The sequence below is a fragment of the Pseudomonas sp. KH_017 genome (genome assembly GCF_057840285.1).
Genome location: NZ_CM174509.1, coordinates 1,654,532 through 1,678,315, shown reverse-complemented (window position 1 = coordinate 1,678,315; position 23,784 = coordinate 1,654,532). Strand labels below are relative to the sequence as shown.

Sequence of the window (23,784 nt, the reverse complement as noted above, 5' to 3'; positions counted from 1 at the left end):
GAGTTTTTCAGGGGGTTATGTAGTGCCTGGACTGGCCTCTTCGCGAGCAAGCCCGCTCCCACAAGATTTCGTTGAACCTGTGGGAGCGGGCTTGCCCGCGAAGGGGCCATCAGCAGCAATGCGAAACTCAGGAATCGCGGCGCAAATCCGACGGAATCGGCAGGTCATCCTTTAGCGGATCCGGTCGCTTGCCCTTGCCCGCCCGGTACTGGCGAATCTGATAAACGTAAGCCAGCACCTGCGCGACCGCCAGGTAGAGCCCGCCGGGAATTTCCTGCTCAAGTTCGGTGGAGTAGTAGATCGACCGCGCCAGCGCCGGCGACTCCAACAGCAAGATCTCGTTGGCCGCTGCGATCTCGCGGATCTTCAGGGCCAGGAAGTCGCTGCCCTTGGCCAGCAATACCGGCGCATTACCTTTTTCCGGGTCGTACTTGAGGGCCACGGCGTAGTGCGTCGGGTTGGTGATGACCACGTCGGCCTCGGGAATGGCAGCCATCATCCGCCGCTGGGACATCTCGCGTTGCAGCTGTCGAATCCGCTGCTTGACCTCTGGCCGCCCCTCCTGATCCTTATGCTCGTCACGCACTTCCTGCTTGGTCATCAGCAGTTTCTTGTGGCTTTCCCAGAGCTGCACCGGCACATCCACCACAGCGATCAGGATCAGCCCGCACGCCATCCACAGGGTGCTCCAGCCCACCACTTGCAGGCTGTGAATAATCGCCATGTCCAGGGGCTCATGGGCGATGCGCAGCAGGTCATCGATGTCCGACGACAGTACCGCCAGCGCCACGAACAGGATGATGATGAACTTGGCCAGGGCCTTGAGCAGTTCGACCAGCGACTTGGTCGAGAACATGCGCTTGAGGCCTGGACCGGGATTCAAGCGGCTGAATTTGGGCTCCATGGAACTCGCCGCGAACAGCCAGCCACCCAGGGAAATCGGACCGATGATGGCGGCCAGTACCAACGTGATCATCACCGGCTGGATCGACCACAGGGCAATTTGCCCCGAGCGCATCAGGTAGGTGGCCATGGAGCGCTGATCCAGGATCACTTCCCGCGGCAGCGAGAAATTGATGCGCATCAGCTCCATCATGTCCTGTGCCATGGCGCCGCCAAAAATCAGCAACGCCGAGGCACCGACCAGCATGATCGCCAGGGTGTTGAGTTCCTTGGACCGGGCTATCTCACCCTTTTCACGGGAGTCCTGCTTGCGCTTCTCCGTGGGGTCTTCTGTTTTATCCTGACCGCTTTCGCTCTCAGCCATGACTCAGCTCGCCCGCGCCATTTCACGTAACAACTGCAAGGCCTCAGTGGCCAGCGGTTGATACTGGTTGAGAATGTCCGCCAGCCCGACCCAGACAATGAACAGCCCAAGCACCAGGATCAGCGGGAAGCCGACAGAGAAAATATTCAGTTGCGGCGCCGCCCGGGTCATGACGCCAAACGCGATGTTGACCACCAGCAACGCGGTGATCGCCGGCAGCACCAGCAACAACGCCGAACCGAGCACCCAGCCGAGCTTGCCAGCCAGTTCCCAGTAGTGATTGACCATCAGGCCGCCACCCACCGGCAACGTGGTGAAACTCTCGGTGAGGATCTCGAACACCACCAGATGACCGTTCATGGACAGGAACAGCAGCGTCACCAGCATGGTGAAAAACTGCCCGATCACCGCCGTCGATACACCGTTGGCCGGGTCGATCATGGAAGCGAAGCCCATGCCCATCTGGATGGCGACGATTTGCCCGGCGACCACAAAGGCCTGGAAGAACAGCTGCAAGGAAAAGCCCATCACCGCACCGATGAGAATCTGCTCGGCAATCAGCAACAGCCCGCTCAAATCCAGGGGATTCACCGGGGGCATCGGTGGCAGGCCCGGCGCGATGACCACGGTAATGGCCAAGGCGAAATACAGGCGGATGCGCCGGGGCAACAGGGTCGTGCCAAACACCGGCATGACCATCAGCAAGGAGCCGACGCGAAACAGCGGCAGCATGAACGTCGCCACCCAGGTGCTGATCTGCGTATCGGTCAGCGCTAGCAGTGACATGGTTTAGCCGATGACCTGAGGAATGCTGCCGTACAACTGCAGGATGTAGTCCATGAAAGTCTGCACCAGCCACGGGCCGCCGACGATCAGCGTCACCAGCATCACCAGCAGGCGCGGCAGGAAGCTCAGGGTCTGTTCGTTGATCTGGGTAGCGGCCTGGAACATCGCCACCAGCAGGCCCACAAGCAAACTTGGAATCACCAGCACCGCCACCATCATGGTGGTCAGCCACAGCGCTTCGCGGAAGATGTCGACCGCAACTTCTGGCGTCATGGCGAGACACCGCCGAAGCTGCTGGCCAACGTGCCGATGATCAGCGCCCAGCCATCCACCAGCACGAACAACATGATCTTGAACGGCAGGGAAATGATCAGCGGCGAGAGCATCATCATACCCATCGCCATCAACACACTGGCCACGACCAGGTCGATGATCAGGAACGGAATGAAGATCATGAAGCCGATCTGGAACGCCGTTTTCAGCTCGGAGGTGACGAAGGCCGGCACCAGGATGGTCAACGGCGCCTGATCCGGCGTCGCGATGTCAGTGCGCTTGGACAGGCGCATGAACAGCTCCAGATCGCTGGTGCGGGTCTGGGCAAGCATGAAGTCCTTGATCGGCACCTGCGCCTTGGCGACCGCATCCTGGGCCGTCAGTTTTTCCGCCAGATACGGCTGCAAGGCGTCCTGATTCACCCGGTCGAATACAGGCGCCATGATGAACAGGGTCAGGAACAGCGCCATGCCGGTGAGGATCTGGTTCGACGGTGTCTGCTGCAGGCCCAGGGCCTGGCGCAGGATCGAGAACACAATGATGATCCGGGTGAAGCTGGTCATCAGCATGACAAACGCCGGGATAAAACTCAGCGCGGTCATGATCAGCAGGATTTGCAGGCTGACCGAGTATTCCTGCGCACCCTGCGCATTGGTGCCCAGGGTGATGGCCGGGATCGACAGCGGATCGGCGCCGAATGCCAGCGGCGCGGCCAGCATCAGGGCCAGCATCAAGACGATGCGTAGCGCACCCATTACTTCTTATCCTTCTGATCTTTACCCAGCATCTCCAGCAGGCGCTGGGCAAACTCCGGCGCCGGCTTCTCGGTACTCGGCACTTGCACCGGCTCCTTGAGAACGTGCAGCGCAGCAATGTTGCCGGGGCTCAGGCCCAACAGAATCTGCTCGTTGCCGACCTGCACCAGCATCAGGCGATCGCGAGGTCCCAGCGCGCGGGAGCCGACAATCTCGATCACCTGCCCCTTGCCGGCCGGACCGGCCTGCTGGACCCGACGCAGCAACCAGGCGAGGAGGAAGATCAACCCCAGCACCAGCAGCAAGCCGAACACCAGTTGCGTCAGTTGCCCAGCCACACCACTGCTCACCGCAGGCGCAGCGGCGGTGGTCACTGTTGCGACCGGTTCGGCCGCCAGCACGCTGAACGGCATCGCCAGCACAAACCCAAGAACCTTTTTCACTCAGCGCAGCTTCTTGATACGTTCGCTTGGGCTGATCACGTCCGTCAGGCGGATGCCGAACTTCTCGTTGACCACCACCACTTCGCCGTGGGCGATGAGCGTGCCATTGACCAGCACATCCAGCGGCTCGCCGGCCAGGCGATCAAGCTCGATCACCGAACCCTGGTTCAGTTGCAGCAGGTTGCGGATGTTGATGTCGGTGCTGCCCACTTCCATGGAAATCGACACCGGGATATCGAGGATCACGTCCAGGTTCGGGCCTTCGAGGCTGACCGGCTCGTTGTTTTTCGGCACGCTGCCGAACTCTTCCATTGGCAGACGGTTAGACGCGGAACTGCCGGAATCGGCGGCCAGCAAAGCGTCGATGTCAGCCTGCCCGGCATCACCGGTTTCTTCCAGGGCCGCAGCCCATTCATCGGCCAGTGCCTGGTCGTCCTGTATGTTCATATTGTCAGTGTCCTCGGCGAGCAAAAATTCAGAATTCGGTTAATCGCGAATGGGTACGAGCGCCGGTCAACGGCGCTCGATCGGCTCGATCACTTGCAACGCCAGGTTGCCCTTGTGCGAGCCCATCTTGACCTTGAAGGCCGGCACGCCGTTGGCGCGCATGATCATTTCTTCGGGCATCTCGACCGGGATCACATCCCCCGGCTGCATGTGCAGGATGTCGCGCAGGCGCAACTGACGACGAGCCACCGTGGCCCCGATCGGCACGTCGACGTCCAGCACGTCCTGGCGCAGGGCGTTGACCCAGCGCTCGTCCTGGTCATCGAGGTCCGACTGGAAGCCGGCGTCGAGCATTTCGCGCACCGGCTCGATCATCGAGTACGGCATGGTCACGTGCAGGTCGCCGCCACCGCCATCGAGTTCGATGTGGAAGGTCGACACCACAATGGCTTCGCTCGGGCCGACGATGTTGGCCATGGCCGGGTTCACTTCCGAGTTGATGTACTCGAAGTTGACTTCCATGATCGCCTGCCAGGCTTCCTTCAGATCGACGAAGGCCTGCTCCAGCACCATGCGCACCACACGCAGTTCGGTCGGGGTGAATTCACGGCCTTCGATCTTGGCGTGCCGGCCGTCGCCACCGAAGAAGTTGTCCACCAGCTTGAACACCAGCTTGGCGTCGAGGATGAACAGCGCGGTGCCGCGCAGGGGTTTGATCTTGACCAGGTTGAGACTGGTCGGCACGTACAGCGAATGCACGTATTCGCCGAACTTCATCACCTGCACGCCGCCGACCGCAACGTCCGCCGAGCGACGCAGCATGTTGAACATGCTGATACGCGTGTAGCGGGCGAAACGCTCGTTGATCATTTCCAGGGTCGGCATGCGTCCACGGACGATGCGATCCTGGCTGGTCAGGTCATAGCTTTTGACGGTGCCGGGTTCGGCAGCGTTTTCGGTCTGTACCAGACCATCGTCGACGCCATGCAACAGCGCGTCGATCTCATCCTGGGACAGCAGGTCCTGCACGGCCATGTCGTGTTCCTACTGCAGTACGAAATTAGTGAAAAGCAACTGTTCGATCACCACTTTGCCGAGCTCTTTCTGCGCCACTTCCTGGACGCTGGCGGTGGCTTTCTGCCGCAGCATTTCCTGGCCGACCGGCGAGGCGAGGGTCGCGAAGTCCTGCCCGGAGAACAGCATCACCAGGTTATTGCGGATCACCGGCATGTGGACCTTGAGTGCATCCAGGTCCGCCTGGTTGCGCGCGAGCATGGTGATGCTCACTTGCATGTAGCGCTGGCGACCGTTCTGGTTGAAATTGGCCACGAAAGCCGGCGCCATCGCCTCGAAAATCGCCGGCTGCTTACCGACGGGAGCGGTTTGCGCCACGGCGGCGGCAGGCTTGCTCTGAGCGCTGTGCATGAAGTACCAGGTCGCCCCCACGGACACACCGATCGCCAGCAGCAGGGCCAGCACGATCACGATAATCAGCTTGAGTTTGCCTTTGGTTGCGGGGTCTTTTACTACTGCGTCGCTCTTCGCCATGCCAATAATCCGTCACTATTCGGGTTTTCACAGTCGCACGGCAAGGCAAAAGCAAGTGTTATGCCAGAACGGTTGGGAGGGGGGATGGGTGGGCTGGCCACAATTTAAAGACGGCGCAAAACCACTGTGGGAGCGGGCTTGCTCGCGAAGGGGCCGTGTCAGTCGACAGAGATGTTGAATGACTGACCGCATTCGCGAGCAAGCCCGCTCCCACAGGGTTAGGTGTTGTGTTCGTCAGGCGTAGTAATCGACCGCGCTGGAGCCGATCACGCGGGTGGTATTGGCAGCCACTTCAGCAATGCCCGGGGCCACGTCGTCATCCATTGAATCGAGGCGACCGCCGCTGGCACTGGTCCGCCCGCTCTGGCTTTGCCGGGCTTGTTCCTGCCCTTGCTGCGAACCACGGGACTGGTCCGAAACGTTGACATCGACCTGCCCCATGCCCTGCTGCGCGAACATGTCGCGCAAGCGATGGACCTGGCCATCCAGCGCCTCACGGACACCCGGATGCGCACTCATGAACGTGACCTGGGTCTGTTGATCGGGAACCATGCTCACCCGAATGTCCAGGCGCCCCAGCTCGGCGGGCTGCAACTGGATGTCGGCGGCCTTGAGATTGGCGCTGGACAGGTACATGACCCGGTTCACCACCTCCTCGGTCCAGCCGCTCTGGTGCATGGCGATCGGCTGGTTCACCGGCAAGGCATTGGCTGCCTTCGGTGTGGCCGCCTGTGTCAGCGCTGCCAGACGGTTGGCGAAATCATCGACACGGGTGTCGCTGCTGGCGGATTTGAGATCCTTCAGACCATCATCGATCAAGCCGCTGAACGCCTTGTCATCGCCCTGACCGGTGCTGCTCTTGTCGCCCTGAACATCCAGCAGGGTCGCCATGCCGGCGGCAAAGCTTTGCGCCGGTGTCAGCTCACCATCAGCCCGGGCTTGCGCCTGTGTCGGTGCAGCCTTGGGCTGCGCCTGGCTGGAAGCCGATACGTGACCGCTCTGCTCCATCGCCAGGCGCACCGCCGGCAATGCATCGAGCGGATCGGTCGAGGGATCGAAATCGCCGTCGGTAGTGGCCAGCGCTGGAGCGATTGCTGCCGTAGCCGTAGCCGCGGCGGCAACTGGCGCTTCTACGGCGGCAGGTTGCACGGTGTCGGCCACGGCGGGTGCTACCGGTGCCGGCACGACTGGCTGAAGGACTGGCTGCAATGAAAGATCAAGCGCCGGATCGAGCGGTGCGACATCGACGACCGGAGCCGGGTCAGCAACTGACGCTTCATCACCGACAGTCTTGTCGTCAGCCTGCATCGGCGTGTCGGCAGGCAAGGATTTGCCGCCATCGGCAACCGCCGGTTCCCCGGCGGCAGGTTTGTCGTCGCCAGTGTCTTCTTTTCCGGCGACATCGGAGCTTTTTTCGCGCCCCGGCTTGACCGAGGCATCCGCCAACGCATCGGGCTTGCTCTGGGCCTGATTGGCATAGACATGAGCGAAGCTTGCGGCCTTGTCCCCGGGCTCAGCGGTCAGCGCCGGAGGATTGGCGCAGGCCGCTTGAATCTTGGCCTGTCTGGAGGCCGGAAGCAGAATATTGGGGGTAACGGGCATGAAACGGTCTCCGCTGCACGGGGCTCGTAAGTACAGTTGGACGAGTTAAATGCAAAGGTCGAGCCAGCTTCACTCGAAGGAGATCAAATGCGTCGAATGCTCAGATTTTCGTCGGGCAATGCTGTCGTTCAGCTTCGTACAGAGGCCGGATAGCGGCGAACTCGCGGTCGATTTCGCCGACCAGTTCCGCAATGGCGGTGCATGGCAAACTTCTGGCCTGCTGCTCAAGTTGATGGCATAGCTCGGTCAGCCTGCGCGCGCCCATATTGCTGCTGCTGCCTTTGAAGCTATGGGCGGTTTCAACGAGCAGTGCGGCACTGTCAGCTGTTCTCAATGCTTGCAGGCGCTCTTCGGAGTCCGCAAGAAAGATATCCAGCAGATCCGGATAGCCCTCTTCCATCACTTCCTGCAATGCACTCAGCACGTCGCGATCCACATGTGTGTCGTCCACTTGCTCACTCCTTGATCAAGAATGCGCGGATTATGCCAGAGCCTCCCAGACAAACTCCACGCGTGCACTTCGACCATCGTCGATCCAGCGGGCATTACGCCCCAACTGACGGATCAGACTGACGCCACGTCCCGACAGGCGGATGTCATCCACAGGTCTTGCCATCACCCGCTCGACATCGAAACCCTTGCCGCTGTCTTCGATGTGAATGGTCAGGCAACCGCCGTCGCTTGTTGGCGCCACCTTGAAATGTAACCGTACATAGCCTTCCTGAAGCTCGTCCAGCCGGGTATTGCGCTCTTGATAATACCGCGCAAACCCCGAGGCATCGCGCTTGAGGCTCGAATCCAGCCCCAGCACGCCATGCTCCAGCGCATTGGAATAGAGCTCCGCCAGCACACTGTAGAGCGCACTGCTCTGAGCCCGGAGGCCATGCACCTCAAGCAGCAACTGCAACAGATAGGGTAAGGGATTGAAGCGCTTGAGCGTGGCGGCGCGAAACTCGAAACTCACCGACCAGTCCAGCGGGCAGGACTGGCCGCTGTCGGAGTAGACCAACACCGGCGCAGTGATCTGCGCCGACTCCAGCAGGCTGATTTCGACCATGCTGACATCGTCACGCGCTTCTGCGCCAAACTGTCGCAGCGCCTGCTCGATCTCTTCGAACAGCGCATCTGGCTGGCGATTGGCGGCAAACACCTGCTGCAATCGCTGCACGCCAAACAACTGATCGTTGGCGTCGCAAGTGTCGATCACCCCATCGGACAGGAGAAACACCCGATCCCCGAGCGCCATGGGAAACACCTCGGTACGCTCATCGAAGGATTCCGGGCTCAGCACCCCCAAAGGCAGGTGCCGCGCCGGCAGAGGCGTTCGCTCGCCACTGGCAACGCAATGCAGGTAACCGTCCGGCATGCCGCCGTTCCAGACTTCCACCGAACGACGCTGAAAACTCAGGCACAGCAACGTGGCACAGCAGAACATGTCCACCGGCAGGATGCGCTTGAGCTTGGCATTCATCTCGCGCAGGGTTTCCGCCAGGCCGTAACCTTTGGCGGTCATCCCGTAGAAGACTTCGGCAAGAGGCATGGCGCCCACCGCCGCCGGCAGACCGTGGCCGGTGAAGTCGCCCAGCAGCACGTGCATGTCTCCGGCCGGGGTGAACGCGGCCAGCAACAGGTCGCCGTTGAACAGCGCATAGGGCGATTGCAGATAACGGATATTCGCAGCGGCATTCAGGCAGCCGGAGTGCGCCACCTTGTCGAAAACGGCCTTGGCCACGCGCTGTTCGTTGAGCAGGTAGTCGTGGTGCCGGGCGATCTGGTCACGCTGTTGCAGCACGGTGTCCTGCAAGCGCCGCAAGCGATCCATCGCCTTGATCTTGGCAGCGAGAATCACCTGGTTGTAGGGCTTTGCCAGAAAGTCGTCACCGCCGACTTCCAGGCAACGGGCCAGCGCTTCGCTTTCGGACAACGACGTGAGGAAGATGATCGGCACCAGGGTTTCCCCGGCCAGGGCCTTGATCTGCCGGGCCGCCTCGAAGCCGTCCATGACCGGCATCATTGCATCCATCAACACCAGATGTGGTTGCTGCTGGCGAAACGTGTCGACCGCTTCGGCGCCGTTGGCCGCCGTCAGCACGTCGTGCCCCAGGCGGCGCAGGATGCTAGACAGCAGCAGGCGATCGGCGGCGCTGTCCTCGGCAATCAGGATCGTCAGCGGCTCCAGTGGCTGCATGGCATTCAACTGATGTCGAACAATTTGTCGAAGTTGGAGATGGCGAGGATTTTGCGCACGTCGGTACTGCTGTTGACGACGCGCACATCGGAGTCGTCGCCACCGGCGTGATCGCGCAGCAAAAGCAGCATGCCCAGGGCCGAGCTGTCGAGGTATGTGGCGTCTTTCAGGTCGACCACAACCGCCGATAGCTGTTTATCTTCGTAGGACTGACGAAATTCCTGATGCTTGGCGAAATCGAATCGTCCTTTGACCGATATCGTCAACTTTTGCCCATCAGGGGACACTTCAGTAACGACTGACATTCAATGGCTTCCTTGTCTTTGGAAAACGTTTAGAAGGTTTAGCACCAGCTGTGGATGGGGGCAAGCCAGCCTGTTTTTGAAAGCACGCTCAATAGGGGTTCTCGCGCGGCAAACGCTGGGACAATTCATCCAGCAGTTTCTGTTCGCGCCGGTCCTCAAGCGCCCGCGCTTCATCGGCATAGCGCTGAACCAGCTTGCGCAAACCTTCGACCCGGGCAAACGCCTGCTGCCAGGTGTCCCGGGCCTTGTTCAGGTTGTTCTGATGCCAGGCCAGGCTTTGCCGTTGCTGGTCGATGGCCGTGCCCAGTTGCGCGAGAAAGCCCTGATAGCCCAGCAACCATTGGCCCGAGACGCCGCCACTGCCGCGTACTATCCATTGTTCCTGATAGTCGAGACGGAAGGCTTCGAGGTCGGCCAGTTTGCTTTGTGCCAGGCGAACCTGCCCTTGAAAGTGCCCCAGGCGCTGGACCGCGGTTTTCTCGGCCTTTTCGGCCATTTCCACCACCGGCGCCAGCCTTCCCGCCCGACTCAGGGCCATGACCGCTTAACCGCCTGCCGCGGGCGCGAAGATCGAGGCGAGATATGCCTCGCTTTCACCCAGGCTGATGCTGTCGTTGAGGCCCTGACGCAGGTATTTGACCAGTTGCGGTTGCAGGGAAATCGCCAGATCGGTTTCGCGATCTCCGCCGGCGACATAGGCGCCGACGCTGATCAGGTCGCGACTCTGCTGATAGCGCGACCACAATTGCTTGAAATATTGCGCACGGGCCATGTGTTCCGGCGACACCACCGCCGGCATCACCCGGCTGATGGACGCCTCGATGTCGATGGCCGGGTAATGCCCTTCCTCGGCCAGACGCCGGGACAGCACGATGTGTCCGTCGAGCACGCCCCGCGCCGAGTCGGCAATCGGGTCCTGCTGATCATCGCCTTCGGACAACACGGTGTAGAACGCGGTGATCGAACCACCGCCCTTCTCCGCGTTGCCGGCCCGTTCCACCAGTTTCGGCAGCTTGGCGAACACCGACGGCGGATAGCCCTTGGTCGCCGGCGGCTCGCCGATGGCCAAGGCGATTTCCCGCTGGGCCTGGGCGAAACGGGTCAGCGAATCCATCAGCAACAGGACATTCTTGCCCTTGTCGCGGAAATATTCGGCGATGCGCGTGCAATACATGGCCGCGCGCAGTCGCATCAGCGGCGCATCGTCCGCGGGGGACGCCACCACCACTGAACGCTTGAGCCCTTCTTCACCGAGGATGTGCTCGATGAACTCTTTAACTTCACGCCCCCGCTCACCGATCAGCCCGACGACGATGATGTCGGCCTCGGTGAAGCGCGTCATCATGCCCAGCAGCACGGATTTACCGACGCCGGTACCGGCGAACAGCCCGAGCCGTTGACCGCGACCGACCGTCAACATGCCGTTGATGCAGCGAATACCCACGTCCAGCGGTTCACTGATCGGTTCGCGCTTGAGCGGGTTGATGGTCGGGCCATCCATCGGCACCCAGTCTTCGGCCTTCATCCCGCCCTTGCCGTCCAGCGCGCGACCGGCGCCATCCAGCACCCGCCCGAGCATGCTCATGCCCATCGGCAAACGTCCGGTATCGGACAAGGGAACAACGCGGGCGCCAGGTGCGATACCGGCAACGCTGCCGACCGGCATCAGAAAGACTTTGCTGCCGGAGAAGCCCATGACTTCGGCTTCAACCTGCACCGGGTGATAGCTGTCGTCGTTGATCACCATGCAGCGGCTGCCCATGGCGGCGCGCAGACCTTCGGCTTCGAGGGTCAGGCCGACCATGCGCAGCAAGCGGCCCTCAAGAATCGGTGCGCCGGCCAGCTCCGTGGCCTCGGCGTAACTGTCCAGGCGCTTGGCGAAGCTGGTGCGTTCAAGGCGCATCAGGTGCATCCGCTTCTGGCGCGGCAGCAGGTTTGCTGTCGATCGGCAGTTCCAGGCTCAAGTCCGGCGCGGCCGGGTGCAAGGTTTGCTCGTGCAACTGATCGAACAGCTTGTCCATCACCTGCGCGATGCGGGTTTCCACCGTGGCGTCGATGCGGCTGTGTTCTGTCTCGACCCGGCAACCGCCGGGCAACAACGATTCGTCCTCGACGATGCGCCAGGTTTCTTCATGGCGTTCGCGCAGGGCTTTGACCTGCGCGAAATCCTGCGGATTGATGTACAGCCGCACATTGCCCACGCCCAACGGCAAGAGCTTGAGCGCCTCGCGCATCACGTGTTCGATCTGCGTCGAGTCGATGGCCAGTTCGCGCTGGATCACCTGCCTGGTGATGTGCCGCACAAGGTCGACCAGGGACTTTTCGATCTGGGTGTCCTGCTCGGCGATGGGCTCGAACAGATGGCTCATCAGTTGCTCCAGGCCGGCAAGCTTCGGCGCCAATGCCTGTTCGGCTTCCTGGCGGACCTTGAGCGTGGTGCTGTGGAAGCCCTCCTTTTCACCCACCGCGAAGCCTTCGTTGTAGGCCTCCTGGCGAATGCTTTCGAGCTCTTCGAGGGTCAGTGGCTGGACTTCCTCCAGCGGCACCTCTTCCATTTCCGGCGGTTCGGGTTCCGGCGCAGGTTCCGGCTCGGGTTCCGGCGGGTCGAAGCTGGGCAGCGCCCAGGACTCAAAGCCACCGACATCCCTGGCCCGGATCAGGTCAGTGGGTGCATCATCATTCTTGACCATGGTGTTAGATCATTTCCTCGCCGCCCTTGCCGCCGAGAACGATCTCTCCGGCTTCGGCCATACGACGGGCGATGGTGAGGATTTCCTTCTGCGCGGTTTCCACGTCGCTGACGCGCACCGGGCCCTTGGCTTCCAGGTCGTCGCGCAACAGTTCAGCCGCACGCTTGGACATGTTCTTGAAGATCTTCTCCTTGACGCCTTCGTCCGATCCCTTGAGGGCCAGCACCAGCACATCGGAGGACACTTCGCGCAACAGCGCCTGGATCCCGCGGTCGTCGACATCGGCCAGGTTGTTGAACACGAACATGAGGTCTTCGATCTGACCGGACAGGTCTTCGTCGACTTCGCGGATCGAGTCCATGAGCTGGCCTTCGATCGAGCTGTCGAGGAAGTTCATGATGTCCGCCGCACGCTTGATGCCGCCCAGGGTGGTGCGCGAGGCATTCGAGTTGCCGGAGAACTGCTTCTCGAGAATCTGATTGAGTTCTTTCAGGGCCGCTGGCTGAACGGTGTTCAGCGAAGACACGCGCAGGATGATGTCCAGCCGCACCTTGTGGTCGAAGTTGCCGAGCACTTCACCGGCCTGGTCCGGATCGAGATACGCCACCACGATCGCCTGGATCTGCGGGTGCTCGTAACGGATCACGTCGGCGACGGCGCGCGGCTCCATCCACTTCAGGCTGTCGAGGCCGCTGGTGTTGCCACCGAGCAGGATGCGGTCGATCAGGCCGTTGGCCTTGTCTTCGCCCAGGGCCTGGGTGAGCATCTTGCGCACATAGTCGTCGGAGCCGACGCCCAGGCTGGTCTGGTCGCCGACGATATCGACGAACTCGCTCATCACCTGCTCGACCTGCTCGCGGTGCACATTACCCATCTGGGCCATGGCCACGCCCACGCGCTGGACCTCTTTGGGGCCCATGTGGCGCAGCACCTGGGCAGCATCTGTGGAGCCCAGGGACAGCAACAGGATTGCGGCCTTGTCGACCTTGGACAGTTTGGCGGCAACGGCTCGGTTATCACTCATCTGCGTTAATCCACTCTTTCACGACCTGGGCCACACGACCCGGATCTTCTGCCACCAGACTCTTGATTGCGTTCAACTGAGCGTCATAACCTTCGCTCGGGCTCGGCAGCAGAATGCTGGTCGGGCCACCGAGGCTGACACGGTCGTTGGCCAACTCGCCATCCAGACCGCCCATGCCACCCAACTCGGCGTCACTGCCGATACCAGCCAACTGCTTGCCCTTGCCGCCCCCGGTGATGTTGTTGAGCACCGGACGCAGCACACCGAACACCAGCACCAGAATGAACAGCACGCCCAGCACTTGCTTGACGATGTCCCAGAACCACGGCTGGGAGTAGAACGGAATATCGGCAATCACTTCACCGCGCTCGGCGGAGAACGGCATGTTGATCACGCTGACGCTGTCACCACGGCTGGCGTCGAAGCCGACCGCGTCCTGCACCAGACGCGTGAAGCGCGCCAATTCATCGGCGCTCCAGGGCGCCCGGGTGGTTTCGCCGTTGGCCGGGTTGATCTTGACCTGATCATCGACCACCACCGACACCGACAGGCGATTCAAACGACCCTGCTGCTGCTTGGTGTGGCTGATGGAACGGTCGAGTTCGAAGTTCTTGGTCGATTGCTGACGCTTGTCCGCAGGGTATGGGGCGAGCATCGGCTGACCGGTGGCCGGGTCCATGATTTGCTGGCCGTTGGCGTCAATCAGCGGCTGGCCTGGCTGCACCATGCCGGCCGACGCAGCGGCGCCACCGGTGGTTTGCGGCGCGGACGCCGGCGCTGGAGGCTGGTTGCTCAAGGCACCCGGCACACCTTGCGGACCATTGCTGGCGGTACGTTGTTCGTTGACCGACTGCTCGCTGCGCAATGCCGGCTGGTCCGGATTGAACTGCTCGGATGTCGACTCGACCGCACTGAAATCCACGTCGGCCGAGACTTCGGCCTTGTAACGGTCGTTGCCCAGCACCGGCTGCAGGATGTTATGCACGCGCTGGGTGAGCATGCTTTCCATGCGACGGCTGTAGTCGAACTGCTTGCCGGCCATGGTCAGTTCGGAGTTTTCCGCCTGATCCGAGAGCAGATTGCCCTTCTGGTCGACCACGGTGATCTGCGACTTGCTGAGCTCGGGAACGCTGGTCGCCACCAGGTTGATGATGGCCACCACCTGACCCGGCTCCAAGGAACGACCGGAATAGAGTTCAACCAGAACCGAAGCGCTCGGCTTGCGCTCGTCACGCACGAACACCGAACTTTTCGGGATCGCCAGGTGCACGCGGGCACCCTTGACGTTGTTCAGGCTGGAAATGGTGCGGGCCAGTTCGCCTTCCAGGCCGCGACGATAGCGGGTCGCTTCCATGAACTGGCTGGTGCCCAGTCCCTGTTCCTTGTCGAGGATTTCAAAACCGATGTTGCCGTCGCTGGGAGTGACACCAGCGCCCGCGAGCTTGAGCCGCGCACGGGACAGGTCATCGGCCTTGACCAGCAAGGCACCGGAATTGGGTTCGACGGTGTAGGGGATATCGGCGGAGGCCAGGGTATCCATGACCTGCTTGGCGTCCATCCCGGCAAGGCTGCCGTACAGAGGCCGGTAGTCCGGTTGCTGGGACCACAACACCACGGCAAAACCAATCGCCACGCTCGCTGCCAGGCCAACCAACAGGCCCACCTGACGCAACATGGTCATCTCGGAGAGGTTTTCCAGGAAGGACAACCCGAACAGCGGCGGCTTGCCGTCTATTGGAGTGGCCTTGGCCGGAACGTTATCGGCGACTGCTTCTGCCATGACTCAATCTCGTCCTTTAAACCGGCATCTGCATGATGTCTTGGTAAGCCTGAACCACTTTGTTGCGCACCTGGGTCAACGCCTGGAACGACACGCTGGCCTTCTGCGAAGAAACCATCACATCGGTCAGGTCGACGCCGCTTTTGCCGATTTCGAAGGCGCTGGCCAACTGCGTGGAAGCCTGCTGGGTGTCGTTCACTTTATTGATGGCCTGACCGAACATGTCGGAAAAGCTGCTGCCCGACAGTTCAGGGACGGCAGTCGATTTCGGCGCAGACATGGCGTCCATTTGCATGGCGCGCATATCCAGCATCAACCGATTGAATTCAATACCTTGGCTCATGGTTTCTCTCTTTGGCGACCCGCAATTTTTTGACACTCACTCGGCGGGTAATGAGGTGTTAGCAACAAGGGTGCCAGCTCCGTGACTGCTCTAAACAAAAGCCAATTCCGGGCTTTGCTCAACCGTGAACCACCGCAAAACAAATGTGGGAGCGGTGGTGCGGCGTTCCGACTTGCTCGCGAATACGATTTTCCATTCAACAGAGATGCTGGCTGGTCTACAGCTTTCGCGAGCAAGCCCGCTCCCACATTTGGATCGGTGTTGATTCCGTCAACTTTCAGGTCGCGAACAAAAAGGCTTCCACATCCATGCCGGCATCGCGCATCTGCGCCAGCTTGTAGCGCAGGGTTCGCGGGCTGATGCCCAGGCGCTCGGCCGCCTCTTTGCGACGACCGCGCTCGGCGCGCAAGGTATCGATGATCATCTGGAATTCACGGCGACGCAGGTCATCGCCCAGCGCACCAGCCGACTCGGACTCGACTTCCACGGGACGCGCCAGCGCCGGCAGTGGTGCGCAAGCCACCGGCCCGGCCAGGCAGAAATCCTGCGGCTGGATCAAGCCACCCTGCTGCAGAATCAGCGCACGTTGAATCGCGTTGTCCAGTTCACGCACGTTACCCGGCCACGGATAACCGATCAGGCACGCCTGGGCCTCGGGCGACAATCTGGCAGCCGAATGCTTCATTTTATTGACGTGCCTGGCCAGCAGGCGCTCGGCCAGCGGCAGTATGTCGGCGGTGCGCTCGCGCAACGGGCGCCAGGCCAGGGGAAACACCGACAGGCGATAGTAAAGATCTTCGCGGAAGCGCCCCGCCGCCACTTCACCCGCCAGGTCGCGGTTGGTGGTCGCGACCACGCGAATGTCCAGCGTGATCGGTTTGCGCGCCCCAACCCGTTCGACCTCGCGCTCTTGCAGCACACGCAGCAATTTGGCCTGGAGCCCCAGGGGCATTTCGGAAATTTCGTCGAGCAGAATGGTGCCGCCGTCGGCCTGCTCGAACTTGCCGGCTTGCGCGGCAATGGCGCCGGTGAAGGAGCCCTTCTCGTGCCCGAACAAAGTCGCTTCGAGCATGTTGTCCGGGATCGCTGCGCAGTTGATCGCAATGAACGGCTGACTGACGCGATGAGAATGCTGATGGATGTAACGCGCCAGCACTTCCTTGCCTGTGCCCGACTCACCCGAGATCAGCACCGTGGAATCGCTGCGAGCGACCCGCGCCGCCAACTCGAGCAACTGCGCGCTCGCCGGCTCGAACGCTACCGGCCCTTCGCCCTCGGTCAGCCCGAGACTGCCCAGGGCATGACGCCCCACCAGATCGAGCAACGCCTTGGGCTCGAATGGCTTGACCAGATAGTCCGCCGCCCCTTGGCGCATCGCATCGACCGCACGCTCGACCGCACCGTGAGCGGTCATCAGCAACACCGGCAACTGCGGCTGCCGCGCTCGCAGCAGGCCCAGCAACTGGTGGCCGTCCATACCCGGCATGTTGACGTCGCTGATCACCAGGCTGAAGGCTTCGCCGCCGACGGCAAGCAACGCCTCCTCTGCCGAACCCACGGCCTTGTAATCGTGCCCGGCGAGCAAGAGCGTATCGGCCAGCGCCTCGCGCAATGCGCGGTCGTCCTCGACCAGCAGAACCTTGATACCCATCTGTGTCACTCCGCTCCTTGAGCGCTGCTGAACAACGGCAGGATCACCTGTGCACAGGTGCCGCGACCGAGCCGCGAACGCAGTTGCAATTCGCCCCGATGAGCACGCGCCACGGCCTTGACCACGGTCAGGCCAAGACCTGTACCGGTGCTCTTGGTGGTAAAAAAGGGTTCGCCCAATCGCGCCAGAACGGCGGCATCGATACCGGAGCCACTGTCACTGACGCACAGGCGCAGGTTGTTGCCGCGGGTGTAGAGGTGAACCTTGAGGCGCAACTGACCGGCACTGGCCTGGATGGCGTTCTCGATCAGATTGAGGATCGCGCCGACCAGGGTGTCGCGATTGCACAGCAACTCCCCCGAGTGACTGTCGCACTGCCAGCGGATCGGCAGATCCTGTACGTGGGTCAGCGCCGCCGCTTGCAATGATTGCATCAATTGGCCTGGCGTCACGCGGTCGGTCAGTGGTAACTCGCCCCGGGCGAAAACCAGCATGTCGCGCACCTGATGCTCCAGCTCGTGCAGGCGCTCCTTGAGGCGCCCGGCAAAGCGCTGCCGGGTAGCGACCGGCAGCTCTTGCTCGGTCAAATGACTGGCGTACAGCAACGCGGCGGACAACGGCGTGCGTATCTGATGAGCCAACGAAGCGACCATGCGCCCCAGCGACGACAGCCGCTCATGACGGGCCAGTTGATCCTGCAGATGGCGGGTTTCAGTCAGGTCGTTGAGCAACACCAACTGGCCGGGCTCGGCGTCCAGCGAGCGCGTGGCGATCGACAGGCGCCGACCATCCTTGAGCGAGACTTCATGGCCATCGTCTTCGCGCGGCGCAAAACAGCGGGCAATGACGTGGCGCCACAATTCACCTTCCAGCGGCAGCCCCAGCAACTCGCACGCCGCCGGATTGGCTTCGCGCACTATGCCCTGGGCGTCGATGACGATGACACCGCCGGGTAACAGATCGAGGAGGTTTTGCAGGCGGTTGGCCAGGCGTTCTTTTTCCGCCAGCTCCTGCATGCGTTGAGCGCTGACCACCGCCAATTCACCCTTGAGCTCGGTGACCCGGGCTTCAAGCATGCTGTAGGAATCGGTCAACTGACTGGACATCTGATTGAACAGCGCAAATGCCTGCTCAAGGCCAAGCCGGCTCGCCTGCTCTACGGACGACGGTTGCCGCAAAGCATCAGGGACAGGAGACATCTGGGCGGCTTGGGGCATCGTGCTCTCTCGCTTGGCTGACCGTCAGTGAAACGGAACGTTGCGAGGGACGTAGCAATACCCGTGCCTAAAAAAAACTTCTTATAAATGAATAGGTTGAAAAACAGGCGTCAATCATCCGCCTGCTCGTCTCCATCACGACGGCTCATGCCGTACTTGCGCATCTTTTCCACCAGCGTGGTACGACGGATGCGCAGGCGCTCAGCGGCGCGCGCCACAATGCCGTTGGCATCATCCAGCGCTTGCTGGATCAGCCCCTGTTCCAGACCACCGAGATAGTCCTTCAGGTCCAGGCCTTCCGGCGGCAACATGGCATTGGCGGAGAAGTCCTGGGTATGGCCGTTGATGGCCACGCGTTCTTCCAGATCGCTACGCAGGCTGTCGACCATTTGCTCGTCTTCATCGTCGACGTAGCGGAATTTCTTCGGCAACTCGACCACGCCGATCACGCCGTATGGATGCATGATCGCCATGCGCTCCACCAGGTTGGCCAGTTCGCGGACGTTGCCCGGCCAGCCATGCCGGCACAGCGACATGATCGCCGCCGAGTTGAAACGGATCGAACCGCGCTTCTCGTGTTCCATGCGCGAGATCAGCTCGTTCATCAGCAGCGGAATGTCTTCGACGCGCTCACGCAGCGGCGCCATCTCGATCGGGAACACATTCAGACGGTAGTACAGGTCTTCGCGGAAGGTGCCGATCTCGATCATGCTTTCGAGATTCTTGTGGGTCGCCGCAATGATGCGCACGTCGACGCTCTGGGTCTTGTTGCTGCCCACGCGCTCGAAGGTGCGCTCCTGCAACACGCGCAGCAACTTGACCTGCATCGGCAGCGGCATGTCGCCGATTTCATCGAGGAACAGGGTGCCGCCGTTGGCCAGTTCGAATCGACCGGCGCGGCTGGTGATCGCCCCGGTGAAGGCGCCCTTCTCATGGCCGAACAATTCGCTTTCCAGCAACTCGGCCGGGATCGCCCCGCAGTTGACCGGCACGAACGGCGCTTCGCGGCGCTTGGAATGGTAATGCAAGTTGCGCGCAACCACTTCCTTGCCGGTGCCGGACTCACCGAGGATCAGCACACTGGCATCGGTGTCGGCGACCTGCTGCATCATCTGGCGGACGTGTTGAATCGCCCGGCTGGTGCCGACAAGGCTACGGAAAAGATTGGGTTCACGATGACGACCGCGCTCACGGGCCTGGTCATACATCTCGCGATAGACCTGGGCACGGTGCAGCGAATCGAGCAATTTGCTGTAGCTGGGCGGCATTTCGAGGGTGGAAAGCACTCGCCGACGCTGGTCTTCCGGGAGGTCAATGGAAGAATTATCGCCCATTAACAAAACCGGAAGGAACTCATCCCATGTCGAGAGTGTCTTTAACAAGCCCAGAAGTGAACCAGGAGCATTGACCGTCCCGATGAGGACACAGATTACTTCACGACTTGACGACAAAGAGCCGACAGCCTGCTGCCAGTCATGGCTACCACAGGGTAAATTTTCTTCGCCGAGAAAATTCAAAATCACCGCCAGGTCGCGGCGGCGGACGCTATCGTCATCGATCAGCAGAATTTTGGTTTCACGCCACATGCAATAGCAACTTCCCTAGTCAACTCAATGCCCAAAATGCTGGGGCAAGCTAGACGCTTGCAGACATGTTATGCCTGAAGACGACTGAAATCTGGAACCAGCCACTAGTTAAGTCAAAAAACCGCGCACAGTCAAATTTATGGCGCACATATCTGGATTAACTTGGGGTTAATTAACCAAACAGATGGTAAACCTTTGCTGCGTTCCGCGCTTGCTGGATCTGAGACATTTCATCGACTATCGCCTGCCTCTCCCCCATCGCTACCTCAAGTAGCTGCTTGTAGACATACAGCAACTCCTCAAGATTGCTGCGCAGAACTTCTTCGTCCAGCGAAGCCTCGCTCAAGACGTCTTCCATGCAGGAACGGCAATCCAGGTCCAATTGACCGATGGCCTCCCAGTCGCGCTCGGCCAAGGCACCGACCAGCGCTTCACGAGTTTGTTCTATTCGCTGCAATACAAGACTCATGGCGATCTCCCTAGAACTGCGGACCTGGCGCAGCAATGCCGTCCCAGCCTTCTTTCACCGTGCGCAGCAAGCCCGCGACCTCATCGAGAATCCTCGGGTCGCTGCTGATGTTCGCCTCGGCCAGGCGCTTCATCATGTAGATGTAAAGGCTGTCGAGTTCGCCCACGGTATCGGCGCATTTTTCAAGATCCAGGCCTTCACGCAAACCACCGATGATGCCGATCGCCTTGCTGATCGACACACACTTGCCGGGAATGTCCTTGCGCTCCAGGGCACCTTTGGCCTGAGCGATACGGTCCAGGCCACCCTCCATGAGCATTTGCACCAAACGATGCGGACTTGCTTCGGACGTCTGGGCGTGCGCGCCCACTTTCTGATACTGCCGAAGGGCTAACATTGGATTCATGTTCTACCTCATTACCACAATGACTCGTATAGCCAGAGTATCGCCTGCAAGACAGAAAACTTTAGATCAAAAGACAAAAACCCGGCACACGCGAAAATGCGTAGCCAGGTTTTTATCGCCAACTAATGACTAGCTGTTGGACTTCTGGGCGTTCAAGGAAGTGAAGAATGAGGTGATGTTGCTCGCCGTCGCCTTCATTTGCCCGACCAAAAGGTCCATTGCGTTGTATTTGGCGGTCAACGTCTTGGTCATGTTGGCGACACGAAAGTCCAACGCAGTCTGCTGAGTTGAAAGGTTCTTGCTCACGCTCTGCAGGTTGGTATTGCGCTGGTCCAGCAACCCGCCCGTCTGCACATAAGGCTTGATTGCGGCGCCCATGCGCGCCAGCAGGCCGTTGGTAGCATTGCTACCGTTGAACAACTGCTGCATCTGGCCGCTCATGCCGTTGATGGCCATCTTCTCGTTGAACGCCGTGGTGTTGAACGCCAGGTTGCCCGTTTTCTCGCTCGTCAGCACGCCGATCTGCGACAGCACGGCCAATGGACCGCCCGCCCCGGGAGCCGTCAGCACACCGCGGATATCGGAAATCAGTGTGCGCGACATCGAGTCGCCGGTAAACGCCGCCTGAACCGTCAGGTTGCCATCGGCATCCGCTGTCGCCTTGGACAGGGAGTTGATGGTGTTCATCAGGGTGTTGTAAGAGTCAATGAACGACTGGATCGATGTTTGCAATCCGGAGGTGTTGGTCGCGACGGTGACGGTCGCCGCAGCCGGCGGCGTACCCGGACTCACGGACGCCAGGTTCAGGGTCAGACCGCTGACTGCGCCGGTCACCGTATTGCTCTTGCTGGTCACTGCCAGGCCATCGATGGTCAGCGATGCATCCACCGCAACCCCGTTGACAGCCCCCGAACTGGAAGCCGAAGGGTTAGCGCCCATCGGTTGGGTGCCGTCGATTTCAAGGCCGGCGATACCGCTGACCGTAAGGTCGGAACCCGCGCCAGTCTTGCTGGAGCTGATCACCAGTCGCGACGCACCACTGCTGTCGGTCACGATGTTGGCAGAAATACCGTTACTCGCCTGCGCAGAGTTGATGGCATCCCGGGTGCTCTGCAAGGTCGCATTGGCTGGAATCGTGACATCGTAATCAGTGCCATTCTGACTGATTTTCAAAGTACCACTCGGAATGGCACTGGCGGCACCGCCGGCAAAAGAAGCGCTGGCGACTTTCGAGCTGGTGGCCAGGTTATTCACAACGACGCTGTAGGTACCGGCAACGGCGGTGTTGTCGGAAGTTGCACCCAGGATCGACGGGGTACCCGAAGTGGCGGCATAGCCGGCAAACGCAGGGTTGGTCTTGCTACCGAGATTGGTCAGCGCCGTCTGAAAGGCCGTCAGTGCGCTTTTCAGGGAACCGACACCGGAAATCTTCAGCGTGTTGGTTTTGGTCTGAGTATCGATCTGCGTCTGTTTCGCCGATTTGTCGGCGTTGACCAGCGCAGTGACGATCGCACCGATATCCAGGCCAGAACCTAAGCCCGTACCCGGCAAAATTGGACTTGCCATTTTTCGTCTCCCTTCAGGTTACTGCCACTCTTTTGACCAATACCTGCGCCCAAGAACGTACAAACACTATTCATGCCAGCTATCAGACCTTGGCGTCGAACAATACGTGACTCGCATTGCTCAGGCTTTCCGCTAGCTTGAGGGCTTCTGCGGAGGGGATCTGTCGCACGACTTCGCCCGTTTCGCTTGCAATCACTTTGACGACGACCTTTCCGGATTGCTCGTCTATCGAGAACTCCAGATTGCGCTTGATCGACTGTACGAACTTTTCGATCTGCTGCACCGCCTGCTTCAAATGGGCGTCATCCACATCCGTTTTTTTATCCGCCACTGGCGTCACTTTGGCGGCTTCAGGCTTTTCCGGCGCTTTATCCGAGACAGCGCTCGCTGGCTGGGGAGCCGGATAAGACACGCCAAGCTTTACGCTCATCTCCATGCCCATCACCTCTTAACGTAAAAAGCGAGAGAGCGTGACCAGCACACTCCCCCGCTTAAACTCATGCCGAAATTACTGAAGCAGCTTCAGTACAGCGGAAGGCAGTTGGTTGGCTTGAGCCAGAACCGAGGTAGAAGCCTGTTGCAGGGTTTGCTGCTTGGTCAGGTTCGCGGTTTCTGCGGCGAAGTCGGTGTCTTGTACACGGCCTTGTGCAGCAGTGGTGTTTTCCACGATGTTCTGCAGGTTGGAGATGGTGCTGGTCAGACGGTTCTGCGAAGCACCCAGGTTTGCGCGGGTGGCGTTGATCGATGCCAGAGCAGCGTCGATCGCGGTGATCGCGTTGTCGATGTTGGCAGACAGGGTCGCGGAAGTCGCACCGGTCAGAACAACAGTACCGCTGCCTACGGACAGGGATACGGCGTCGAACTTGGAGCTCAGTACCAGGTCGATGCGGTTGGCCGAGCCAGTGTTGGCGCCAACTTGCAGTTGCATGGTACCCGCCGTACCGTCCAGCAGGTTTTTGCCGTTCAGGTTGGTAGAGGCAGAGATACGAGTGATTTCGTCAGACATCTGAGCGAATTCGGAGTTGGTAGCGGTCTGGTCAGCAGTGCTGTTGGTACCGTTACGTGCTTTAACAGCCAGTTCACGCATACGCTGCAGAATGTCGGTCGAAGCTTGCAGCGCGCCTTCAGCGGTCTGGGCAACGGAGATACCGTCGTTGGCGTTCTGCACTGCCTGGTTGCCACCACGAATCTGTGCGGCCATGCGAGTTGCGATCTGCAGGCCAGCGGCGTCGTCTTTGGCGCTGTTGATTTTCAGGCCGGAAGACAGGCGAGCCATCGAAGTCGACAGAGCGTCGGTAGCACGGTTCAGGTTCTTCTGAACGTTCAACGACGTGGTGTTGGTGTTTACTGTTAAAGCCATGACGAATTCCTCGTTGGTTGGGTACTGCGGCTTCCGGCCCTGGCAACCGCCGGGTATGGCCTAGAGAACCTTCGTAAT

General features: G+C 60.5%; 26 protein-coding genes. All 26 read right to left on the bottom strand.

The genetic code is table 11. The features are described from left to right. Nucleotides 1-127 precede the first annotated feature (127 nt). The 26 genes from flhB to AC3IT6_RS07455 all read right to left on the bottom strand — a co-directional run bounded on the left by flhB (nucleotide 128) and on the right by AC3IT6_RS07455 (nucleotide 23,706). A complete protein-coding gene (gene flhB, locus AC3IT6_RS07580; RefSeq protein ID WP_489354778.1) occupies nucleotides 128-1,267 on the bottom strand; it encodes a flagellar biosynthesis protein FlhB in 1,140 nt (379 codons plus the stop codon). A 3-nt stretch (nucleotides 1,268-1,270) separates the two neighbouring features. Then, nucleotides 1,271-2,053: a flagellar biosynthetic protein FliR gene (fliR, locus tag AC3IT6_RS07575; protein ID WP_150724473.1), complete on the bottom strand. Its 783-nt coding sequence runs from the start codon at nucleotides 2,051-2,053 to the stop codon at nucleotides 1,271-1,273. A 3-nt stretch (nucleotides 2,054-2,056) separates the two neighbouring features. After that, nucleotides 2,057-2,326, bottom strand: a complete 270-nt coding sequence (gene fliQ, locus AC3IT6_RS07570; protein ID WP_057398373.1) for a flagellar biosynthesis protein FliQ — start codon at nucleotides 2,324-2,326, stop codon at nucleotides 2,057-2,059. Next, a complete protein-coding gene (gene fliP, locus AC3IT6_RS07565; protein WP_150724472.1) occupies nucleotides 2,323-3,081 on the bottom strand; it encodes a flagellar type III secretion system pore protein FliP in 759 nt (252 codons plus the stop codon). The genes fliQ and fliP overlap by 4 nt, the downstream gene beginning before the upstream one ends. Next, complete coding sequence (gene fliO, locus AC3IT6_RS07560) at nucleotides 3,081-3,524, bottom strand: flagellar biosynthetic protein FliO (protein WP_489354777.1); 444 nt, start codon at nucleotides 3,522-3,524, stop codon at nucleotides 3,081-3,083. Before fliO ends, fliP begins: the two co-directional genes overlap by 1 nt. Continuing rightward, nucleotides 3,525-3,971 (bottom strand): flagellar motor switch protein FliN, encoded by a 447-nt coding sequence (gene fliN / locus AC3IT6_RS07555; RefSeq protein WP_150753423.1) that lies wholly within the window; start codon nucleotides 3,969-3,971, stop codon nucleotides 3,525-3,527. Nucleotides 3,972-4,037: 66 nt separating this feature from the next. Next, the gene (gene fliM / locus AC3IT6_RS07550; RefSeq protein WP_057398369.1) at nucleotides 4,038-5,006 is read right to left on the bottom strand and encodes a flagellar motor switch protein FliM; all 969 of its coding nucleotides are present in this window, start codon (nucleotides 5,004-5,006) and stop codon (nucleotides 4,038-4,040) included. 9 nt (nucleotides 5,007-5,015) lie between these two features. Next, the gene (gene fliL, locus AC3IT6_RS07545; protein ID WP_489354776.1) at nucleotides 5,016-5,519 is read right to left on the bottom strand and encodes a flagellar basal body-associated protein FliL; all 504 of its coding nucleotides are present in this window, start codon (nucleotides 5,517-5,519) and stop codon (nucleotides 5,016-5,018) included. Nucleotides 5,520-5,753: 234 nt separating this feature from the next. Beyond that, nucleotides 5,754-7,121: a flagellar hook-length control protein FliK gene (locus AC3IT6_RS07540; protein WP_489354775.1), complete on the bottom strand. Its 1,368-nt coding sequence runs from the start codon at nucleotides 7,119-7,121 to the stop codon at nucleotides 5,754-5,756. Nucleotides 7,122-7,221: 100 nt separating this feature from the next. Beyond that, nucleotides 7,222-7,572: an Hpt domain-containing protein gene (locus AC3IT6_RS07535; protein ID WP_489354774.1), complete on the bottom strand. Its 351-nt coding sequence runs from the start codon at nucleotides 7,570-7,572 to the stop codon at nucleotides 7,222-7,224. Between the two features lie 30 nt (nucleotides 7,573-7,602). Beyond that, the gene (locus AC3IT6_RS07530; RefSeq protein ID WP_489354773.1) at nucleotides 7,603-9,309 is read right to left on the bottom strand and encodes an ATP-binding SpoIIE family protein phosphatase; all 1,707 of its coding nucleotides are present in this window, start codon (nucleotides 9,307-9,309) and stop codon (nucleotides 7,603-7,605) included. Between the two features lie 5 nt (nucleotides 9,310-9,314). Then, entirely contained in the window at nucleotides 9,315-9,614 is a 300-nt protein-coding gene (locus AC3IT6_RS07525) for an STAS domain-containing protein (protein ID WP_223441148.1), read from the bottom strand. A gap of 88 nt (nucleotides 9,615-9,702) precedes the next feature. Beyond that, entirely contained in the window at nucleotides 9,703-10,152 is a 450-nt protein-coding gene (fliJ, locus tag AC3IT6_RS07520) for a flagellar export protein FliJ (RefSeq protein WP_150753430.1), read from the bottom strand. Nucleotides 10,153-10,158: 6 nt separating this feature from the next. Further along, entirely contained in the window at nucleotides 10,159-11,517 is a 1,359-nt protein-coding gene (gene fliI / locus AC3IT6_RS07515) for a flagellar protein export ATPase FliI (RefSeq protein ID WP_489354772.1), read from the bottom strand. Continuing rightward, nucleotides 11,507-12,304, bottom strand: a complete 798-nt coding sequence (gene fliH, locus AC3IT6_RS07510; protein WP_489354771.1) for a flagellar assembly protein FliH — start codon at nucleotides 12,302-12,304, stop codon at nucleotides 11,507-11,509. The genes fliI and fliH overlap by 11 nt, the downstream gene beginning before the upstream one ends. Nucleotides 12,305-12,308: 4 nt before the next feature. Beyond that, on the bottom strand, nucleotides 12,309-13,328 hold the full coding sequence (gene fliG, locus AC3IT6_RS07505) for a flagellar motor switch protein FliG (protein WP_007983391.1): 1,020 nt from the start codon (nucleotides 13,326-13,328) through the stop codon (nucleotides 12,309-12,311). Beyond that, nucleotides 13,321-15,108, bottom strand: a complete 1,788-nt coding sequence (gene fliF / locus AC3IT6_RS07500; RefSeq protein WP_489354770.1) for a flagellar basal-body MS-ring/collar protein FliF — start codon at nucleotides 15,106-15,108, stop codon at nucleotides 13,321-13,323. The genes fliG and fliF overlap by 8 nt, the downstream gene beginning before the upstream one ends. Nucleotides 15,109-15,124: 16 nt before the next feature. Beyond that, nucleotides 15,125-15,451: a flagellar hook-basal body complex protein FliE gene (fliE, locus tag AC3IT6_RS07495; RefSeq protein ID WP_150753434.1), complete on the bottom strand. Its 327-nt coding sequence runs from the start codon at nucleotides 15,449-15,451 to the stop codon at nucleotides 15,125-15,127. 277 nt (nucleotides 15,452-15,728) lie between these two features. Beyond that, nucleotides 15,729-17,102 (bottom strand): sigma-54-dependent transcriptional regulator, encoded by a 1,374-nt coding sequence (locus AC3IT6_RS07490; RefSeq protein WP_489354769.1) that lies wholly within the window; start codon nucleotides 17,100-17,102, stop codon nucleotides 15,729-15,731. Between the two features lie 5 nt (nucleotides 17,103-17,107). Then, nucleotides 17,108-18,301, bottom strand: coding sequence for a sensor histidine kinase (locus AC3IT6_RS07485; RefSeq protein ID WP_489356496.1), 1,194 nt, complete (start codon nucleotides 18,299-18,301; stop codon nucleotides 17,108-17,110). 128 nt (nucleotides 18,302-18,429) lie between these two features. After that, nucleotides 18,430-19,905 carry a sigma-54 dependent transcriptional regulator gene (locus AC3IT6_RS07480; RefSeq protein WP_223441156.1) on the bottom strand — a complete coding sequence of 492 codons (1,476 nt, stop codon included), beginning with the start codon at nucleotides 19,903-19,905 and terminating at the stop codon, nucleotides 18,430-18,432. 172 nt (nucleotides 19,906-20,077) lie between these two features. Next, complete coding sequence (fliT, locus tag AC3IT6_RS07475) at nucleotides 20,078-20,374, bottom strand: flagellar protein FliT (RefSeq protein WP_015096255.1); 297 nt, start codon at nucleotides 20,372-20,374, stop codon at nucleotides 20,078-20,080. A 10-nt stretch (nucleotides 20,375-20,384) separates the two neighbouring features. After that, on the bottom strand, nucleotides 20,385-20,780 hold the full coding sequence (gene fliS, locus AC3IT6_RS07470; protein ID WP_151213381.1) for a flagellar export chaperone FliS: 396 nt from the start codon (nucleotides 20,778-20,780) through the stop codon (nucleotides 20,385-20,387). 129 nt (nucleotides 20,781-20,909) lie between these two features. Further along, nucleotides 20,910-22,346, bottom strand: a complete 1,437-nt coding sequence (gene fliD, locus AC3IT6_RS07465; RefSeq protein WP_489354768.1) for a flagellar filament capping protein FliD — start codon at nucleotides 22,344-22,346, stop codon at nucleotides 20,910-20,912. 82 nt (nucleotides 22,347-22,428) lie between these two features. Further along, nucleotides 22,429-22,782, bottom strand: a complete 354-nt coding sequence (locus AC3IT6_RS07460) for a flagellar protein FlaG (protein WP_489354767.1) — start codon at nucleotides 22,780-22,782, stop codon at nucleotides 22,429-22,431. 72 nt (nucleotides 22,783-22,854) lie between these two features. Further along, nucleotides 22,855-23,706, bottom strand: a complete 852-nt coding sequence (locus AC3IT6_RS07455) for a flagellin domain-containing protein (RefSeq protein WP_057715895.1) — start codon at nucleotides 23,704-23,706, stop codon at nucleotides 22,855-22,857. Nucleotides 23,707-23,784: the final 78 nt, after the last annotated feature.

Bases quoted from the DNA above. Each gene is read 5' to 3' on its own strand.
- flhB (WP_489354778.1), bottom strand. From the start codon at position 1,267: ATGGCTGAGAGCGAAAGCGGTCAGGATAAAACAGAAGACCCCACGGAG.
- fliR (WP_150724473.1), bottom strand. From the start codon at position 2,053: ATGTCACTGCTAGCGCTGACCGATACGCAGATCAGCACCTGGGTGGCG.
- fliQ (WP_057398373.1), bottom strand. From the start codon at position 2,326: ATGACGCCAGAAGTTGCGGTCGACATCTTCCGCGAAGCGCTGTGGCTG.
- fliP (WP_150724472.1), bottom strand. From the start codon at position 3,081: ATGGGTGCGCTACGCATCGTCTTGATGCTGGCCCTGATGCTGGCCGCG.
- fliN (WP_150753423.1), bottom strand. From the start codon at position 3,971: ATGAACATACAGGACGACCAGGCACTGGCCGATGAATGGGCTGCGGCC.
- fliM (WP_057398369.1), bottom strand. From the start codon at position 5,006: ATGGCCGTGCAGGACCTGCTGTCCCAGGATGAGATCGACGCGCTGTTG.
- fliL (WP_489354776.1), bottom strand. From the start codon at position 5,519: ATGGCGAAGAGCGACGCAGTAGTAAAAGACCCCGCAACCAAAGGCAAA.
- AC3IT6_RS07540 (WP_489354775.1), bottom strand. From the start codon at position 7,121: ATGCCCGTTACCCCCAATATTCTGCTTCCGGCCTCCAGACAGGCCAAG.
- AC3IT6_RS07530 (WP_489354773.1), bottom strand. From the start codon at position 9,309: ATGCAGCCACTGGAGCCGCTGACGATCCTGATTGCCGAGGACAGCGCC.
- AC3IT6_RS07525 (WP_223441148.1), bottom strand. From the start codon at position 9,614: ATGTCAGTCGTTACTGAAGTGTCCCCTGATGGGCAAAAGTTGACGATA.
- fliJ (WP_150753430.1), bottom strand. From the start codon at position 10,152: ATGGCCCTGAGTCGGGCGGGAAGGCTGGCGCCGGTGGTGGAAATGGCC.
- fliI (WP_489354772.1), bottom strand. From the start codon at position 11,517: ATGCGCCTTGAACGCACCAGCTTCGCCAAGCGCCTGGACAGTTACGCC.
- fliH (WP_489354771.1), bottom strand. From the start codon at position 12,304: ATGGTCAAGAATGATGATGCACCCACTGACCTGATCCGGGCCAGGGAT.
- fliG (WP_007983391.1), bottom strand. From the start codon at position 13,328: ATGAGTGATAACCGAGCCGTTGCCGCCAAACTGTCCAAGGTCGACAAG.
- fliF (WP_489354770.1), bottom strand. From the start codon at position 15,108: ATGGCAGAAGCAGTCGCCGATAACGTTCCGGCCAAGGCCACTCCAATA.
- fliE (WP_150753434.1), bottom strand. From the start codon at position 15,451: ATGAGCCAAGGTATTGAATTCAATCGGTTGATGCTGGATATGCGCGCC.
- AC3IT6_RS07490 (WP_489354769.1), bottom strand. From the start codon at position 17,102: ATGGGTATCAAGGTTCTGCTGGTCGAGGACGACCGCGCATTGCGCGAG.
- AC3IT6_RS07485 (WP_489356496.1), bottom strand. From the start codon at position 18,301: ATGTCTCCTGTCCCTGATGCTTTGCGGCAACCGTCGTCCGTAGAGCAG.
- AC3IT6_RS07480 (WP_223441156.1), bottom strand. From the start codon at position 19,905: ATGTGGCGTGAAACCAAAATTCTGCTGATCGATGACGATAGCGTCCGC.
- fliT (WP_015096255.1), bottom strand. From the start codon at position 20,374: ATGAGTCTTGTATTGCAGCGAATAGAACAAACTCGTGAAGCGCTGGTC.
- fliS (WP_151213381.1), bottom strand. From the start codon at position 20,780: ATGAATCCAATGTTAGCCCTTCGGCAGTATCAGAAAGTGGGCGCGCAC.
- fliD (WP_489354768.1), bottom strand. From the start codon at position 22,346: ATGGCAAGTCCAATTTTGCCGGGTACGGGCTTAGGTTCTGGCCTGGAT.
- AC3IT6_RS07460 (WP_489354767.1), bottom strand. From the start codon at position 22,782: ATGGAGATGAGCGTAAAGCTTGGCGTGTCTTATCCGGCTCCCCAGCCA.
- AC3IT6_RS07455 (WP_057715895.1), bottom strand. From the start codon at position 23,706: ATGGCTTTAACAGTAAACACCAACACCACGTCGTTGAACGTTCAGAAG.